We start from the raw sequence: 15,958 nt of genomic DNA, 5'->3' as shown, positions 1-15,958 counted from the left end.
CCCGGCAGACCATCGGCGATAACAAACTGAGGAAATTGCGAATGAGGAACGGAATTCTGCATGCGGCCACGGCTGCGGCGCTGACCCTGGCGCTGTCGGTCTCTGCGGCCAATGCCCAGAAAAAATACGATCCGGGCGCCAGCGACACGGAGATCAAGGTCGGACAGACCATGCCGTTCTCCGGACCGGCGTCGGCCTATTCGTCGATCGGCAAGACCCAGGCCGCCTATTTCAAGATGATCAACGACCAGGGCGGCGTCAACGGCCGCAAGATCAACCTGATCCAGTATGACGACGCCTATTCGCCGCCGAAAGCCGTGGAGCAGATCCGCAAGCTGGTCGAGAGCGACGAGGTGCTGCTGACCTTCCAGATCATCGGCACGCCCGTGAACGCAGCGGTGCAGAAATATCTCAATTCCAAGAAGGTGCCGCAGCTGTTCGCTGCCACCGGCGCATCGAGGTTCACCGATCCGAAGAACTTCCCGTGGACGATGGGCTTCAATCCGAACTACTTCGTCGAAGGCCGCATCTACGGCCAGTACATCCTGAAGGAGCATCCGAACGCCAAGATCGGCGTGCTCTATCAGAATGACGACCTCGGCAAGGACTATCTGAACGGCATCAAGGCCGGCCTCGGCGACAAGGCCGCCAAGATGATCGTGACCGAAGCGTCCTACGAGGTCTCTGATCCGACCGTCGACTCGCAGGTCCTCAAGATCAAGGACGCCGGCGCCGATTTGTTCTTCAGCGCGACGACACCGAAGCAGGCCGCGCAGGCGATCAAGAAGATCGCGGAGATGGGCTGGCATCCAGTGCAGATCGTCGACATCAACGCCACCTCGGTCGGCGCGGTACTGAAGCCCGCTGGCCTCGATGCCGCCAAGGGCCTGATCAGCGTCAACTACGGCAAGGAACCGCTCGATCCGACCTGGAAGGACGACGCCGGCCTGAAGAGGTATTTCGACTTCATGGCCAAGTACTATCCGGACGGCGACAAGGACTCGAACTTCAACACCTACGGCTACAGCACGGCGCAGCTCCTGGTCCATGTGCTGAAGCAGTGCGGCGACGACCTGACGCGCGAGAACGTCATGAAACAGGCGGCGTCGCTGAAGGACGTCGTCAGCGACACCGCGCTGCCCGGCATCAAGGCGAACACCTCGCCGACCGACTACCGCGTCAACAAGCAGCTTCAGATGATGAAGTTCAACGGCGAGCGCTGGGAGCTGTTCGGCCCGATCCTGGAGGATGCCGGTCCGGCGGGTTAGTTGTTGCTTGATCTTGAAATGCGATCGGCGGCCCATCGGCCGCCGATTTTTTTGGAGCTTCGCCCAATCCTGACGGAAGAGAGATCAACGATTGTCGGCGTCTACTCCGGCACCTCCCCGAAGTTCTTCCCCACCGGCAGCACCGCGTGCCGCATCAGGCGCGAATCCTCCACGGCAGCTTGCCGATGCTTCACCGCTTCGCGGTAGGCGGGATCGCGGATCATCTCAACGAAGGCGCCGACGCTCGGATACTCGGCGATGAAGCAATGGTCCCAGCGCTCATCCTGCGGGCCGATCAGCATCAGCTCGAACTTGCCTTGCCAGACGATGCGGCCGCCGAGGCGTTCGAACACCGGGCCGCTCTCGCGGCCATAAGCAGCATAGGCTTCCGCGCCGCTGGCCTTGCGGCCGTCGGGATAGGCGGCGTCCTTGCGCAGCCGCACCAGGTTGAGCATGTGGATCGGGCCCGGGCGGTTGTTGTCCCGGAATTGCGCGAAGACGTCCTTGGTCGGATCGATGTGGCCCATGCGGTTCCCTCTTGTTTTATATCCGCGATCCTAGCCCTGCGGCCCAGGAAGCGGAACTGCGGCGGGCGAATGCCGCACCTCCTAATCGCGCGTTAACGTCGGGGTAACCGGGCCTTAAACAGCGACCGCTAGCGTGCGGCGGGGGCGGGCTGACCGGGCGTTTGCGTATGGGGTTGGGAAAGAAAAAGGCTGGGCGGAAGGAGCCGTTGTTCGGCTTGCCTGCTGCGCTCGCCGATCTGCGCCTGACCGCGGCGGACCGCATCCCCAACGCCGAGGACAAGCCGAAGAAGCCAACGAAATCATCCGCCAAGCGCAAGGCTGAAGAGCCGGACGACGAGCCGCCGCGCGAGCGCAAGGCGTCGGCCGGCCGCAGCGGCGCCAAGCGCCGCTCGAAATCGCGCTTCGGTGCCGGCCTCGGGCGCATGGTCTATTGGGGCGCGGTGCTGAGTCTGTGGGGTGCGATCGCCGTGATCGGCGTCGTGGTTTATGTCGGCGCCCATCTGCCGCCGATCCAGTCGCTCGAAATTCCAAAGCGCCCGCCGACGATCCAGATCGTCGGCATGGACGGCAGCATGCTGGCGCAACGCGGCGAGATGGCCGGCGCCAACGTCTCGCTGAAGGACCTGCCGCCGTATCTGCCGAAGGCGTTCATCGCCATCGAGGACCGCCGCTTCTATTCGCATTTCGGCATCGACCCGGTCGGCATCCTGCGCGCTCTGGTCACCAACGTGCTCCATCGCGGCGTGTCGCAGGGCGGCTCGACCTTGACACAGCAGCTCGCGAAAAACCTGTTCCTGACCCAGGAGCGCACCATGCAGCGCAAGCTGCAGGAAGCCGAGCTCGCGATCTGGCTGGAGCGCAAGCACTCCAAGAACGAGATTCTGGAGCTCTATCTCAATCGCGTCTATTTCGGATCGGGCGCCTACGGCGTCGAGGCCGCGGCGCAGAAATATTTCGGCAAGCCGGCGAAGAACGTCACCGTCGCCGAAGCCGCGATGCTGGCCGGCCTCGTCAAATCGCCCTCGCGCCTTGCGCCGAACCGCAATCCGGAAGGTGCGGAAGCGCGCGCGAAGATCGTGCTCGCGGCAATGGCGGATGCGAAGTTTATCACCGACGCGCAGGCGCAGGCCTCGATCGGCCATCCCTCCTACAATGTGAAGCCGGCCGGTGCCGGCACGGTCAACTATGTCGCGGACTGGATCGGTGAGGTGCTGGACGATCTCGTCGGCCAGATCGACGAGAGCATCAAGGTCGAGACCACCATCGATCCGAAGCTGCAGGGCGTGGCGGAAGCCGCCATCATTGACGAGCTCGCGGCCAAGAGCGTGAAGTTCAACGTCAGCCAGGGTGCGCTGGTGGCGATGACGCCTGATGGCGCGGTCCGCGCCATGGTCGGCGGACGGAACTATTCCGACAGCCAATACAACCGCGCGGTGACCGCCAGGCGCCAGCCGGGCTCCTCGTTCAAACCGTTCGTGTACCTGACTGCGCTCGAGCAGGGGCTGACGCCGGATACCTTGCGCCAGGACGCGCCGATCGAGGTCAAGGGCTGGAAGCCTGAGAACTACACCCATGAATATTTCGGCGCGGTGACGCTGACGCAGGCGCTGGCGATGTCGCTCAACACGGTCGCGATCCGCCTCGGACTCGAGGTCGGGCCGAAGAACGTGGTGCGCACCGCGCACCGGCTCGGCATCTCCTCGAAGCTCGAGCCCAACGCCTCGATCGCGCTCGGCACCTCGGAAGTCTCGATGGTCGAGCTGGTCGGCGCCTATGCCCCGTTCGCCAATGGCGGCTTCCTGGCTGCGCCGCATGTGGTCACGCGGATCAGGACGCTCAGCGGCAAGCTGCTCTACATGCGCCAGCCCGACGAGCATAACCCGGTGATCGACCCGCGCTATGTCGGCATGATGAACGCGATGATGCGGGAGACCTTGATCAGCGGCACCGCCAAGAAGGCGGAGATCCCCGGCTGGCCCGCTGCCGGCAAGACCGGCACCAGCCAGGATTATCGCGACGCCTGGTTCATCGGCTACACCGCCAACCTCGTCACCGGCGTCTGGCTCGGCAATGACGACAACTCGCCGACCAAAAAGGCGACCGGCGGCGGCCTGCCGGTGGAAGTCTGGACGCGCTTCATGAAGACAGCGCACGAGGGTGTGCCGGTCGCGAACCTGCCGGGCTCGCAGGGTGGCTGGGGCCTGTCGAACCTCGCGCAGGCCGCCTCCCAAGTATCGCCGCCGACAGCGGCAGCACCAGCGCCGGCGAGCACGAGCGGTTACCGCCCGCCGCCGACGCGCGCGAATGCGCGACCGGAAGCAGCCGCGGGGTTGGACGGCTGGCTGATGGACCGGCTGTTTGGCGGGAATCGGTAGGCATTGCTGAGCGCCTCACAACAAAACTGCGAAAACAACCCCATGCACAGTAGACGACAGCTGCGCGCGTGATGCTGAGTGAAGCGTGCGAACGCTTTGATGCGGTGGGGCTAATTGCGCGCGCGGCGCGACCGTCGCGAAATGTGGCGTGAATTGAGCGATACGCTCCAACATCGTCCCACTCTCGATGTCGTCCCGGCGAACGCCGGGACCCATACCGCGCGATCGATCGATAGCGAAGGGTGGGAGTACCGAATGACTGGTCTTCGCCAAACTTCTCCCTGTGGTTATGGGTCCCTGCTTTCGCAGGGATGACAGAGAGTGTTGGGCTAGCAGCGCGCCCTAATCCTCGATCCCATACCGGTGCAGATCGTTGCCGTACGTATCGAGCCACTTCTTGGCGCGCTCCATCGACGGGCACACCTTTCCGCAAACGCGCCAGAACTTCGCGGAATGGTTCATCTCGACGAGATGGGCGACCTCGTGGGCGGCAAGATAGTCGAGCACGAAGGGCGGCGCGAGGATCAGGCGCCAGGAGAACGACAGCGAGCCCGCCGAGGTGCAGGAACCCCAGCGGCTGGACTGGTCGCGGATCGAGAGCCGCTTGACCTTGACGCCGAGTTCGGCGGCATAGGCGTCAGCCGAGCGCTGAAGATCGTGGCGCGCCTCGCGCTTGAGGAAGTCATGGACGCGACGGTCGGCATGTTCGACGCCGCCGGCGACGCACAGAATGCGTTCACCGCTGTCGCGCACCTCGGTCCACACCGTGCCGCGGGTGCCGGCGCGATGAACGATCCGATGAGGAACGCCGCGAAGCGGTATCACTGTGCCAGGCTGGAACGGCGCGGCCTTCGGCAAGCGGCCGAGACGTGCTGCAATCCATGCGCCGTGACGCTGCGCGAAGTCCTTGGCTTCAGCCAGAGTGCCGCGCGGCGGGATGGTCAGGATCGCCTCGCGATCGCTCGGATGAATTCGAAGCGTGTAACGGCGCGCGCGACGATGCCGGCGCAGCCGAATCGCGAACATTTGCGACCCGTGGGTGATCACGAGGGCCTTCGGTTCGTGGGGCCGTCGATAAAGGAGTGCGCGTGTGGCCATGTCTGTCAGTCCGGGGAGCAGGAGTTCGCCCGGATTCTGCCATAACCGCCGCCAGGGAAAGCGCTCGGCGCAAAAACAAATCATTTGCCCAATATACAGGGGTTCTGGCGTCCGGGAGACCCTACAGACTGGGGTTGGAACCCCGATTTTTCGCCCCCGCTGGACGCATGCGGCGCCCCCAAGGGGTGAGGCCTGACTCACTCCTATAAAGCTACCTAAATACCTCGAATCTGGTGGGCCCCGCGCTCTGCCGGAGGCTCCGGCAGAACCCGAATTTTCGACGGGAAAGCCGAAAAACGGAGTTATTCGGCCGCGAGAGCCTGCAACGAGCTCGGATTCGCTGCGGAGACCATGAAGTCGTGAATCCGCGGCACGATTTCCGACTTGAAACGCGAGCCGTTGAACACGCCGTAATGTCCGACGCCCTTCTGGACGTAATGAACGCGGCGATGATCGGGGATCGAGCTGCACAATGTGTGCGTCGCCTCGGTCTGACCAATACCGGAGATGTCGTCGTTCTCGCCTTCGACCGTCATCAACGCGACGCGCGTGACCTTGGAGGGATCGACGCGGGTTCCACGATGGTTCATCTCGCCCTTCGGCAGCGAGTGCTTCACGAACACGGTGTCGACCGTCTGCAGGTAATACTCCGCGGAGAGGTCCATCACGGCGAGATATTCATCGTAGAATTCGCGATGCTTGTCGACGAGATCGCCGTCGCCCTTCACCAGATTGGCGAAGAGCTGCTTGTGGGCATCCATGTGCCGGTCGAGATTCATGCTGATGAAGCCGTTCAGCTGCAGGAATCCCGGATAGACGTCGCGCATCATGCCCGGATGCGGGAACGGCACCTTGGTGATGACGTGGTTGCGGAACCAGTCGATGCCGCGCTCCTGGGCGAGGTTGTTCACTGCGGTCGGATTGCGGCGGGTGTCGATCGGGCCGCCCATCAGCGTCATCGAGGTCGGCACGAAGGGATCGCGCCGCGCTTCCATGATCGAGACGGCGGCGACGACGGGCACGGAGGGCTGGCACACCGCCAGCACATGCGTGTTGCCGCCGAGAACGTGCAGCATCTCGATGACGTAATCGATGTAGTCGTCGAGATCGAAGCGGCCTTCGCTGAGCGGCACCATGCGGGCATCGGCCCAATCGGTGATATAGACCTCATGCGCAGGCAGGAAGGCCTCGACAGTGCCACGTAGCAGCGTCGCATAGTGGCCGGACATCGGGGCCACGATCAGCACGCGCGGCTGCGGGCTGCGCAGCGGACGGGTGAACTTGCGATCGAAATAGAGCAAGCGGCAGAACGGCTTTTCCCAGACCGAGCGGACCTCCACGGGAACGCGGATGCCGTTGACCTCGGTGTCATCGAGACCCCATTCCGGCTTGCCGTAGCGGCGCGTGGTGCGCTCGAACAATTCGCAGGCCGCGGCGACCGATTTGCCGACCTCGGTGCGCGTCCAGGGGTTCAACGGATTCTGAAACAGGAATTTGGTCGCGTCAGTGACTGCACGCGCCGGATTGAGAGAGGCGTGCGCCATCTCGTACATCCAGTACATCGGCGTCGTCAGGACCGGACTGCCTTCAGCCGCCAAGGGCGGCGCGCCGCCGAACTCACCAATAGGCATGATCAAATCCCTCTTCGCATCGCAGCATACTGCCGAATGCGTAATATTGCGTCAATGCTTGGTTCCGTACATCTACGTAGTGAAGACGGTTAAACCAGCCTGAATCCACGATAAAGTGACGTTATTCGCCGCCTGACAGCAGCGAACCATTCTTCCGGGCGCTGCGCAAAAGGGCAAGGAATGCCCAAAAAGAAGCTACCAGCAGACCTGCGTTGATGGCTAGCGCCTCCAGCATCAGATCGATCCGGAAGGTCTGCTCGATCAGCAGCGCGCGCATCCCCTCGAACACGTAGGTCGGCGGCAGCGCCCAGGCGACGTATTGCAGCCAGACCGGCAGCACGCTGACCGGATAGTAGATGCAGGCGAGCGGCATGATCGCGAACATCAAGGTCCAGACGATGCTCTCGGCACCAAGGCCGTTGCGCAACACCAGCCCCGAGACGAAGATTCCGACCGACCAGCTCGTGAAGATCAGATTGCAGAAGAACGCGATCAGCGGCAGGCCGAGGCCGTAGACGTTGAAGTGAAACAGGAACAGCGCGAGCAGCGTCATCGGGATGACGCCGATCGCGAGCCTGATCAGGCTCATCACCATCAGCGACAGCAGAAACTCGATCGGCTTGAGCGGGCTCATCATGAGGTTGCCGAGATTGCGCGCCCACATCTCTTCCAGAAACGAGATCGAGAAGCCGAGCTGCCCACGGAACAGGATGTCCCAGAGGATGACGGCGCCGATCAGCGTGCCGCCGGCACGCGCAAAGAAATTGGAATTCTCGGCAATGTAGTACTGGATGAAGCCCCATGTGATGACCTGCAGCGCCGGCCAGTACAGCAGCTCGAGCAGCCGCGGCCAGGACGACATCAGCAGATACCAGTAGCGCAGGATCATCGCGCCGATGCGCTGGGCGGAGATGCCACGGTGGAGGGAGATGTCGGTCATGGCCGCACCGCGAAGCCCGGATGGGATCTCGTCGTTCCGGGGCGCGCGCAGCGCGAGCTATGATGCGCAATTGCGCATCTGAGAACCCATAACCACAGGCTGCGATTGCGGTACGAGACTAGTAATTCCAAGTCTTCGCCACATTCGATCCTGTGGTTATGGATCCCGGGCTCGAGACGATGTCGCGCCCCGGGATGACAGGCTTCATTGAGGCTACGACTGAAAGATAGAAGCCCCCTCATCGCGCCGCCTCCTTCGCGCCGTTGCCCCGGCCGCGAGCGACGTCCAGAAACACCTCCTCCAGCGTGGTGCGGTTGTAGCGGGCCATGATGGCTTCCGGCGTGTCGTCGTCCTCGATGCGGCCGCGCTTCATGATGATGACGCGGTCGCAGAGCCGCTCGACCTCGAGCATGTTGTGCGAGGCGAGGAGGATGGTGGCGTTGTTCTCCTTGCGATAGCGCTCCATATGCGCCCGCACCCAATCGGCGGTGTCAGGGTCGAGCGAGGCGGTCGGCTCGTCCAGCAGCAACAGCTCCGGGTGGTTGATCAGCGCCTTGGCCAGCGCGACACGGGTCTTCTGCCCGGCGGAGAGCTTGCCGTTGGCGCGGTCGATGAAATCGGTGAGGTCGAGCTCGTCGGCGAGCTCGGCGATGCGGTCGGAAAGATTCTTCACCGCATAGAGCTTGCCGAACACGGTGAGGTTCTGGCGTACCGTGAGCCGCATCGGCATGTCGACATAGGGGCTCTCGAAATTCATCCGCCCCAGCACGGACGCGCTTTCCTCGGGCATCGCTCGCCCGAGCACCCGGACGCGGCCGGAGGTCGGCAGCACCAGGCCCATGATCATCGCGATCGTCGTGGTCTTGCCGGCACCGTTGCCACCGAGCAGCCCGGTGATGCCGCCGCGCGGAAGCGAAAAGGAGATATCGTCGACGGCGCGGGTCTGCTTGTAGACCTTGACGAGGTGATCGACCTCAATTGCCGCAGAGGAGCTGCGCTCCGCGACAGTCGGCGGACTTGAAGCTTTGTCGTTCCCGGTCATGCTGGGGCGTTCTTCTGCTATTGCAGCGGAGAGCGCAAGGCTTGTAATCCGGGTGGTTCCGCGAGCCCCGCGTTTGTCACCGAGAAGGCACCGCCACATTGGCCGACATGACCGAAATTGCCGCCTCCGACTTTCGCCCCGCGCAGCGGCATATCCGCCTGGACACGATCCTGCGGCTGCGCTGGCTCGCGGTGCTCGGCCAGCTCGCCGCGATCTTCATCGTGGCGCAGGGGCTGGAGTTCAACGTCGAGATCGTCCCCTGCGTCAGCATCATCGCCCTGTCGGCGGCGCTCAACCTGGCACTCCAAACCGTATCCAATCCGCTGCAACGGCTGGAGCCGATGCAGGCGGCCGGACTGCTGGCGCTGAACATCATCGAGCTGGCCGGTCTGTTGTTCTTCACCGGCGGTCTGCAGAACCCGTTCTCGTTCCTGTTCCTCGCGCCCGTGCTGATCTCGGCCACCGCGCTGCCGGCCCGCTTCACCTTCGGGCTTGGCGTGCTCGCCGTTGCCTGCGCTTCGGTGCTGTTCTTCTACCATTTCCCCCTGCCCTGGGATTCCGACGATCCGCTGGTGCTGCCGCCGATCTATCTGTTCGGCGTCTGGCTCTCGATCGTGCTCGCGATCGGCGTCACCAGCCTCTACTCGTTCCAGGTCACCGAGGAGGCGCGCAAGCTCGCCGACGCGCTGGCCGCGACCGAGCTGGTGCTGACGCGCGAGCAGCATCTGACCCAGCTCGACGGCCTCGCCGCCGCCGCCGCGCACGAGCTCGGCACGCCGCTTGCGACCATCTTCCTGATCTCGCGCGAGCTCGAAAAGACCGTGAAGGATCCGAGCTTCGCCGCCGACCTGAAAACCCTGCGCGAACAGACCCAGCGCTGCCGCGAGATCCTCAGCAAGATCACGCAGCTCTCCTCCACCGGCGCGCCGTTCGACCGCATGAAGCTGTCGGAACTGATCGAGGAGGTGGTGGCGCCGCACCGCGATTTCGGCGTCGACATCAAGGTGCGGATCGCGGTCGCCGTGGCCGCCGAGCCGGTCGGCTCGCGCAACCCGGCGATCCTGTACGGCGTCGGCAACATCGTTGAGAACGCGGTGGATTTCGCCCGCACCACGGTCGAGGTGAATGCATGGTGGAACAAGGACAATATCGAGCTCGTGATTTCCGACGATGGTCCCGGCATTCCGCCCGACATCCTGAACCGGATCGGCGAACCCTATCTGTCGCGGCGGCGCACCCTGGATGACGGCGGCGGCGAACAGCGCGGCCTCGGCCTCGGCGTGTTCATCGCGCGGACCTTGCTGGAACGTACCGGCGCCAAGGTCTCGTTCACCAACCGGACCTTTCCGGAACACGGCGCCGTGGTCCAGATCACGTGGCCGCGAGAGCGTTTTGAGGCTATCGAGACGCTTGAAGAAACAATAGGATAGACCGCGACCTTGCGTCGCACGGCAGGGCCGATCGACTATTGGCGGCCTTGGCACCGCTTGCTTGCGACGCCATATGTAGATGTGCAGGACAAAGGACAACACCTTGAACGCCATCGCCGAACTGAACGAACAGACCGACCGCTCGCTTCTCATCGTGGAAGACGACAAGCCGTTTCTGGAGCGGCTGTCGCGCGCCATGGAAACCCGTGGTTTTGCGGTGACGTCGTGCGACACGGTTTCGGACGGTCTTGCGCAAATCGGCAAGGCTGCGCCGGCATTCGCCGTGGTCGATCTTCGCCTCGGCGACGGTAACGGCCTCGACGTCGTCTCCGCGCTGAAGAAGAAGCGCCCCGAAGCCCGCGCGATCGTGCTGACCGGCTACGGCAACATCGCCACCGCGGTCACCGCGGTGAAGATGGGTGCGATCGACTATCTTTCGAAGCCCGCGGATGCCGACGACGTCGTCGCCGCATTGCTCTCGACCAGCGCGGAAAAGTCCGAACTGCCGACGAACCCGATGTCGGCCGATCGCGTCCGCTGGGAACACATCCAGCGCATCTACGAAATGTGCAATCGCAACGTCTCGGAGACGGCGCGCCGGCTCAACATGCACCGCCGTACGCTGCAGCGGATCCTGGCGAAGCGCGCACCACGATAACGGTCGCGTAGGGTGGGCAAAGGCGCAAAGCGCCGTGCCCACCAACACTGCTTCAGTCCTGGTTGAATTGAGTGGTGGGCACGCTTCGCTTTGCCCACCCTACGAATTCCGGATTCGCTCCGGCCTATTCCCAAAACTCCGCATGCCCCTGCGGATCGACCAGCCGGTTGATCCGCAAGGCCGCCGCCATTCCAAACCGCACCGTCATCTGCTTGCGTGTCGGCGCGGGCAGCTTGTGCTCGGGCGCCTCGCACTGCAGATGCGCGCCATAGGCGTCGGCGATGATCAGGCCGGTTCCTTCCGGAAAGATCTCGCATGGCAGGTCCTGCGTGAAGGCGAAGAACAGCCGGTCGCAATGGGCACGGTATTCGTGCCATTTCTGGTCGGCGCGCAGATCCTCGACCGACGACTTGATCTCGACGATCCAGATCTCGCCGCGCTCGTTCAGCGCCACGAGGTCGGCGCGCCGCCCCGACGGCAGCGGCAATTCGCTGATGCAGGTGAAGCCGAGCGAGCGCAACAGCCGCGCAGTGCCGCGCGCGATCGCGAGCGCCGTCTCGGATTGACGACGATCCGGCGGCGGAACGAGGGCGATGTTGCGGGCGGGGTTGTCCATGGCGGCAGTTTAGCCGATTCCACAGCGTGCGCCCATCGTTCAGTCCGGCACGAATCTTTTGCTTGGCGGTAGGACAAAAATCGGCATTGTGGCGCGATGACCGAGCAAAATGACACCCAAAAATCCTCGCAGGAATCCGCGCAGGCCAAGGCCGGCGCGATCATCGTCCCCGTGACGCTGTTCGAGCAGAATTGCACCATCATCTGGGACGAACCCGGCAAGAAGGCCGTGGTGATCGATCCCGGCGGCGACGTGCCGAAGATTCTGGAGGCGATCAAGCAGACCGGCGTCACCGTCGAGAAGATCTGGCTGACCCACGGCCATATCGACCATGTCGGCGGCGCGGCGCAATTGCGCGATGCTCTCAAGGTGCCGATCGAGGGTCCGCATGCCGCGGACAAGTTCCTGCTCGACAACGTCGTGGAGAGCGGCGCGCGCTTCGGCATGACGGGCGGGCGCAACTTTGCACCGGACCGCTGGCTGGAGGAAGGCGACACCGTCGAGATCGGTCGCTTGTCGTTCGACATCCTGCACTGCCCCGGCCACTCGCCCGGCAGCGTGGTGTTCTTCAACAAGGAACTGCGTTTCGCCCATGTCGGCGACGTGCTGTTCGCAGGCTCGGTCGGGCGCACCGATCTGCCCGGCGGCAGTCACGCCACGCTGATCGACTCGATCAAGACCAAGCTGCTGCCGCTCGGCGACGATGTCGGCTTCATCTGCGGCCATGGCGCCGGCTCGAGCATCGGCCAGGAGCGGATGACCAATCCGTTCATCACCGGCGAGATGTGAGCGCGACGCGCGCTACTTCATCAATCCCGCGGCCGTCAGCGCCCGGGTGATGATCTGGCCGAGATCCAGGCCGCGGGCCTGCTCGCGCTTCGGTTCGGCGGGCTCGTCTGCAACGGCGGAGCGGATCGAGCGTGCCAGATGCGGCGCGGGTGAGCGTGCCGGCTGGGCAATTGCAGCCTTTGCCTCCGCCTTCTTGCCGGCTGCGTCCGCAATCCAGCCGGTGAGGCCGAAGAATTTCGCGATGTGGTAGGAGGAGGAGATGCCGGCCTCGATCAGGAACGCTCCCTCGACGCCATAGCGCTGGTCGTTGTCGGCCAGCCCAAGCGGCGTGCCGTGCGCCATGTCGGTGATGGCGTAGGACTCGACCAGCGTCTCGCCGTCCTTGTTCCACCAGGCCTGGCGCGGATAGCCGTCGACGATGGTTTCCGCCATCGGCGCGGCCGGCAGATCGTGCACGTCAAGCCACTGCTTGACGATCTCATTGGCGTTGCCGGGATTGACGGTGCGATCGGCGCTGCCGTGCCAGACTGACATCTTCGGCCAAGGGCCGCGATGGTCCGACGCGCGACGCACGAAATCGCCGAGTTCGCGCTCGGGCCGCGCCGGCGAATGAAACATGCCGTCCAGCGCCTCGCGCAGATTCGAGGCGATGCCGTAGGGCAATCCCGCAATGACCGCGCCGGCCGCGAACACTTCCGGATAAGTCGCGAGCATCACCGACGTCATGCCGCCGCCGGCGGACAGGCCGGTGATGAAGATGCGCTTCGAATCGATGCCGTGGGCCCCGGCCATATGCGCGATCATCTCGCGGATCGAACGCGCCTCGCCACCGTCGCGAACGGTGTCTTCCGGATTGAACCAGTTGAAGCAGGTGTTGCCGTTGTTGGCGCGCTGCTGCTCGGGCATCACCAGCGCGAAGCCGTAATGCCGGGCGAGCGTCGACCAACCCGCGCCGAGATCGTAAGCCGCCGCAGTCTGGCCGCACCCATGCAGCACGACGACGAGCGCCCGCGGCTTCTGCCATTGCGCCGGCACGAACGCGAACATGCGCAAGTTTCCGGGATTGTCACCGAACTCGGTGACTTCCTCCAACGGACTGGACGCGTCCGCGCTGCGGCCAAGACCGGCAAAGCGCAGACCATCCAGCTTTGGCAGCTGTCGCAACAGGTCGAGATTTTTGGCGAGCGACACGGCAACTCCTGGCAGGCGACGGTCAACGTCCATCCCAACCAAATAGTTGCTGCAGCGCAAAATAAAAAGACCGTGTGCTGTCGGTCACCGTGGAACCGCGGGAAATCCCGCGGAAATTCGTACGTATTAACCGCAATGCCTCAACTTCGTGCAGATGCGCGGCGCATCCACGTTAGAAATGCGGCGCAGATCGTGATGAACGCTGCAAATAGAGCGAGCGAAACGAGGAGAGCTGCGCGCGCTGATTGCAGCGCTTCGACCGCGAAAAACACCGCGCCGATTGCGGCCACTCCGGCCGCATTTCCGATCTGCGCCGTGGTGCCGTACATGCCCGAGGCAGAGCCTGCAGCGACGGGTTTGACCGTCGAAAGCACCGCGCCGGAGAGCGGCGCCATCACCAGGCCCTGGCCGTAGCCAAAGATGCTCATGGTCAGCGCGAGCGCGACCGGCGTCGGCGCGCCGTCATAAACGACAAGAAGCGCGAGTGCCGCGAGGCCCGCAATCTGCAATGCGCAGCCTTCGATCAGCACCTTGGTGCCGCGATGGCGTGCGCGCGCGCCGCTGTGGCGTGAGGCCGCGACGAATGCGATTGCAAGTGGAATGCAGGCCATGCCGGCCGCGAGCGGCGGAATCTTAAGGCCGCGCTGCATGAACAGCGTCATGACCAGATAGAACGAGAGATTGGCGACGAAGAAAAAGAAGGCAGCGCCGAGCCCGCGCAGAAAGGCAGCGTCCGCCATCAGCGAGAGATCGATCAGCGGCATGCCGCCGCCGCACGCAACAGCATGTTCGAGCTTCAGGAATGAAAGGAGGACCACGCCGCCGACGGCCATCACCGCCCACGGCCACGTCGCCCAGCCGACATCGTGGCCGAACAGCAGCGGACCGATCAGGCACAGCAGCCCGGTGAACAGCACGATACTCCCTTTGATATCCAGCCTTGTCCCGGCCCGACGCGGTACCGACGGCATGATCTGCCAGGCGGCAGCGGCGATGACGAGGCCGCAGGGCACATTGACGAAGAATACCGAGCGCCAGCCGGTGCCGGCGAGATCGAGCGTGACCAGAAGTCCGCCGAGCAGGAATCCCGCGGCGCCCGCAAGCCCGAGTACGATGCCGTAGATGGCGAAGGCACGGCTGCGCGACTCGTCAGTGAAGAGCAGATGCAGTGTCGCCAAGACCTGCGGCACCATCAGCGCCGCGGTCGCCCCTTGCGCCAGCCGGGCGATGATCAGCTCCGCGCCGGATTGTGCGAGGCCGCACCACAAAGAGGTGAGCGTGAAGCCGAGCACGCCGGCCAGAAACACGTTCCTGGTGCCATGGATGTCGCCGAGCCGGCCGCCGGTGACGACCAGCGTGGCATAGGCGATCAGATAGATCGCGATGACGGATTCGATCTGCGCCGGTGTCGCGTGCAGGTCGACCGCGATGGTGGGAATGGCGACGTTCACAATGAAGGCGTCGACGCCGAACATGAACTGGGCGGCGATGACAATCGTCAGCACCCACCAGCGGCGGGTCGAATCGACGTGTTTTGTGACGGTTTGATGCATCGGCGCGCGACCCTTCAGGCACTTATTTGCAAGCGATGCTCGCAGATTGGCGCCATCCGCGCGATTACCTCGGAGGTAGGACCTGCCGCTCTGGCCCGATTGCTGCGTGGCCGTCTTCGCGGGTTCGCGGGCTCGGAAGTCTTCCGGATGTACGACTACGACATGGCATCTGTCCGACGGGCGCCACGTCACCACGGAAATGCTGCTGTTCGCCGCGGGCCGCGTCGGCGCCACCGACCGGCTCAACCTCGAGGCCGCCGGCATCGTCGTCGATCACCGCGGCCGCATTTCGGTCGATCCCGTCACCTTGCAGACCAGCGTGCCGCACATCTACGCGGCCGGCGACGTGATCGGCTTTCCAAGCCTTGCCTCGACGTCGATGGAGCAGGGTCGCGTAGCCGCGTGTCACGCGCTCGGCATGGAGCCGATGGCGCCGCCGGAGTTCTTTCCCTACGGCATTTATTCGGTACCAGAGATCTCGACCGCCGGCCTGACCGAAGAAGAGGTGCGCACCCGCGGCATCCCCTACGAGGTCGGGATCGCGCGCTTCCGCGAAACCTCGCGCGGCCACATCATGGGGCTGAACAGCGGCATGATGAAGATGATCTTTTCGACCAAGACCCGCCGCCTGCTCGGCGTGCACATCCTCGGCGAAGACGCCACCGAGCGGATCCATATCGGCCAGGCCGGGCTGAATCTCAAAGGCACCATCGATTATTTCATCCAGAATACGTTCAACTATCCGACGCTGGCGGAGGCGTACAAGATCGCCGGCCTCGACGCGTGGAACAGGATGACGCGGTAGCGTACTTCACCTCCCCGCCACTTTTCGTCATGCCC

13 protein-coding genes and 1 pseudogene are annotated in these 15,958 nt (G+C 63.9%); 6 read left to right on the top strand and 8 right to left on the bottom strand.

Annotated elements, in window-relative coordinates; translation table 11 throughout:
* The first annotated feature begins 41 nt into the window (after positions 1-41).
* Positions 42-1,268 carry an ABC transporter substrate-binding protein gene (locus tag WHZ77_RS01200; RefSeq protein WP_015689327.1) on the top strand — a complete coding sequence of 409 codons (1,227 nt, stop codon included), beginning with the start codon at positions 42-44 and terminating at the stop codon, positions 1,266-1,268.
* Between the two features lie 101 nt (positions 1,269-1,369).
* Here WHZ77_RS01200 and WHZ77_RS01195 read toward each other — a convergent pair whose 3' ends face one another.
* Positions 1,370-1,795, bottom strand: coding sequence for a DUF1330 domain-containing protein (locus tag WHZ77_RS01195; RefSeq protein ID WP_375312023.1), 426 nt, complete (start codon positions 1,793-1,795; stop codon positions 1,370-1,372).
* 167 nt (positions 1,796-1,962) lie between these two features.
* Here WHZ77_RS01195 and WHZ77_RS01190 point away from each other — a divergent pair, with 167 nt between their 5' ends.
* Positions 1,963-4,170: a transglycosylase domain-containing protein gene (locus tag WHZ77_RS01190; protein WP_375312022.1), complete on the top strand. Its 2,208-nt coding sequence runs from the start codon at positions 1,963-1,965 to the stop codon at positions 4,168-4,170.
* Between the two features lie 342 nt (positions 4,171-4,512).
* Here WHZ77_RS01190 and WHZ77_RS01185 read toward each other — a convergent pair whose 3' ends face one another.
* The 4 genes from WHZ77_RS01185 to WHZ77_RS01170 all read right to left on the bottom strand — a co-directional run bounded on the left by WHZ77_RS01185 (position 4,513) and on the right by WHZ77_RS01170 (position 8,881).
* Positions 4,513-5,352, bottom strand: coding sequence for a M48 family metallopeptidase (locus WHZ77_RS01185; protein WP_375314871.1), 840 nt, complete (start codon positions 5,350-5,352; stop codon positions 4,513-4,515).
* Positions 5,353-5,570: 218 nt separating this feature from the next.
* Complete coding sequence (locus tag WHZ77_RS01180) at positions 5,571-6,899, bottom strand: polyhydroxyalkanoate depolymerase (RefSeq protein WP_375312021.1); 1,329 nt, start codon at positions 6,897-6,899, stop codon at positions 5,571-5,573.
* A 121-nt stretch (positions 6,900-7,020) separates the two neighbouring features.
* Complete coding sequence (locus WHZ77_RS01175; protein ID WP_375312020.1) at positions 7,021-7,839, bottom strand: ABC transporter permease; 819 nt, start codon at positions 7,837-7,839, stop codon at positions 7,021-7,023.
* 238 nt (positions 7,840-8,077) lie between these two features.
* Positions 8,078-8,881: an ABC transporter ATP-binding protein gene (locus tag WHZ77_RS01170; RefSeq protein WP_375312019.1), complete on the bottom strand. Its 804-nt coding sequence runs from the start codon at positions 8,879-8,881 to the stop codon at positions 8,078-8,080.
* Positions 8,882-8,988: 107 nt separating this feature from the next.
* Between WHZ77_RS01170 and WHZ77_RS01165 the strand changes: the two genes are divergently transcribed.
* Both WHZ77_RS01165 and WHZ77_RS01160 read left to right on the top strand, forming a co-directional pair.
* On the top strand, positions 8,989-10,311 hold the full coding sequence (locus WHZ77_RS01165; protein ID WP_375312018.1) for an ActS/PrrB/RegB family redox-sensitive histidine kinase: 1,323 nt from the start codon (positions 8,989-8,991) through the stop codon (positions 10,309-10,311).
* Between the two features lie 103 nt (positions 10,312-10,414).
* Positions 10,415-10,969 (top strand): ActR/PrrA/RegA family redox response regulator transcription factor, encoded by a 555-nt coding sequence (locus WHZ77_RS01160; RefSeq protein WP_074122131.1) that lies wholly within the window; start codon positions 10,415-10,417, stop codon positions 10,967-10,969.
* A gap of 124 nt (positions 10,970-11,093) precedes the next feature.
* Here the strand turns inward: WHZ77_RS01160 and WHZ77_RS01155 are convergent, their stop codons facing one another.
* Positions 11,094-11,585: an MmcB family DNA repair protein gene (locus tag WHZ77_RS01155; protein WP_375312017.1), complete on the bottom strand. Its 492-nt coding sequence runs from the start codon at positions 11,583-11,585 to the stop codon at positions 11,094-11,096.
* Between the two features lie 96 nt (positions 11,586-11,681).
* Between WHZ77_RS01155 and WHZ77_RS01150 the strand changes: the two genes are divergently transcribed.
* Positions 11,682-12,374 carry an MBL fold metallo-hydrolase gene (locus WHZ77_RS01150; RefSeq protein ID WP_375312016.1) on the top strand — a complete coding sequence of 231 codons (693 nt, stop codon included), beginning with the start codon at positions 11,682-11,684 and terminating at the stop codon, positions 12,372-12,374.
* A gap of 12 nt (positions 12,375-12,386) precedes the next feature.
* Here the strand turns inward: WHZ77_RS01150 and WHZ77_RS01145 are convergent, their stop codons facing one another.
* Positions 12,387-13,565, bottom strand: coding sequence for a PHB depolymerase family esterase (locus tag WHZ77_RS01145; protein WP_375312015.1), 1,179 nt, complete (start codon positions 13,563-13,565; stop codon positions 12,387-12,389).
* Positions 13,566-13,705: 140 nt separating this feature from the next.
* Positions 13,706-15,118: an MFS transporter gene (locus tag WHZ77_RS01140; RefSeq protein WP_375312014.1), complete on the bottom strand. Its 1,413-nt coding sequence runs from the start codon at positions 15,116-15,118 to the stop codon at positions 13,706-13,708.
* 169 nt (positions 15,119-15,287) lie between these two features.
* Between WHZ77_RS01140 and WHZ77_RS01135 the strand changes: the two are divergent.
* Positions 15,288-15,923 (top strand): annotated as a pseudogene (locus WHZ77_RS01135) (FAD-dependent oxidoreductase); the annotation flags it as partial.
* Between the last annotated feature and the right edge of the window lie 35 nt (positions 15,924-15,958).

Source organism: Bradyrhizobium sp. A5, assembly GCF_042076515.1.
Lineage (GTDB): Bacteria > Pseudomonadota > Alphaproteobacteria > Rhizobiales > Xanthobacteraceae > Bradyrhizobium > Bradyrhizobium cosmicum.
Note: the sequence above shows the minus strand (reverse complement) of the source record. Positions and strands in the feature narration are given on the sequence as shown.

Bases quoted from the DNA above. Each gene is read 5' to 3' on its own strand.
- WHZ77_RS01190 (WP_375312022.1), top strand. From the start codon at position 1,963: ATGGGGTTGGGAAAGAAAAAGGCTGGGCGGAAGGAGCCGTTGTTCGGC.
- WHZ77_RS01140 (WP_375312014.1), bottom strand. From the start codon at position 15,118: ATGCATCAAACCGTCACAAAACACGTCGATTCGACCCGCCGCTGGTGG.
- WHZ77_RS01155 (WP_375312017.1), bottom strand. From the start codon at position 11,585: ATGGACAACCCCGCCCGCAACATCGCCCTCGTTCCGCCGCCGGATCGT.
- WHZ77_RS01150 (WP_375312016.1), top strand. From the start codon at position 11,682: ATGACCGAGCAAAATGACACCCAAAAATCCTCGCAGGAATCCGCGCAG.
- WHZ77_RS01185 (WP_375314871.1), bottom strand. From the start codon at position 5,352: ATGATTTGTTTTTGCGCCGAGCGCTTTCCCTGGCGGCGGTTATGGCAG.
- WHZ77_RS01200 (WP_015689327.1), top strand. From the start codon at position 42: ATGAGGAACGGAATTCTGCATGCGGCCACGGCTGCGGCGCTGACCCTG.
- WHZ77_RS01170 (WP_375312019.1), bottom strand. From the start codon at position 8,881: ATGACCGGGAACGACAAAGCTTCAAGTCCGCCGACTGTCGCGGAGCGC.
- WHZ77_RS01175 (WP_375312020.1), bottom strand. From the start codon at position 7,839: ATGACCGACATCTCCCTCCACCGTGGCATCTCCGCCCAGCGCATCGGC.
- WHZ77_RS01165 (WP_375312018.1), top strand. From the start codon at position 8,989: ATGACCGAAATTGCCGCCTCCGACTTTCGCCCCGCGCAGCGGCATATC.
- WHZ77_RS01180 (WP_375312021.1), bottom strand. From the start codon at position 6,899: ATGCCTATTGGTGAGTTCGGCGGCGCGCCGCCCTTGGCGGCTGAAGGC.
- WHZ77_RS01195 (WP_375312023.1), bottom strand. From the start codon at position 1,795: ATGGGCCACATCGATCCGACCAAGGACGTCTTCGCGCAATTCCGGGAC.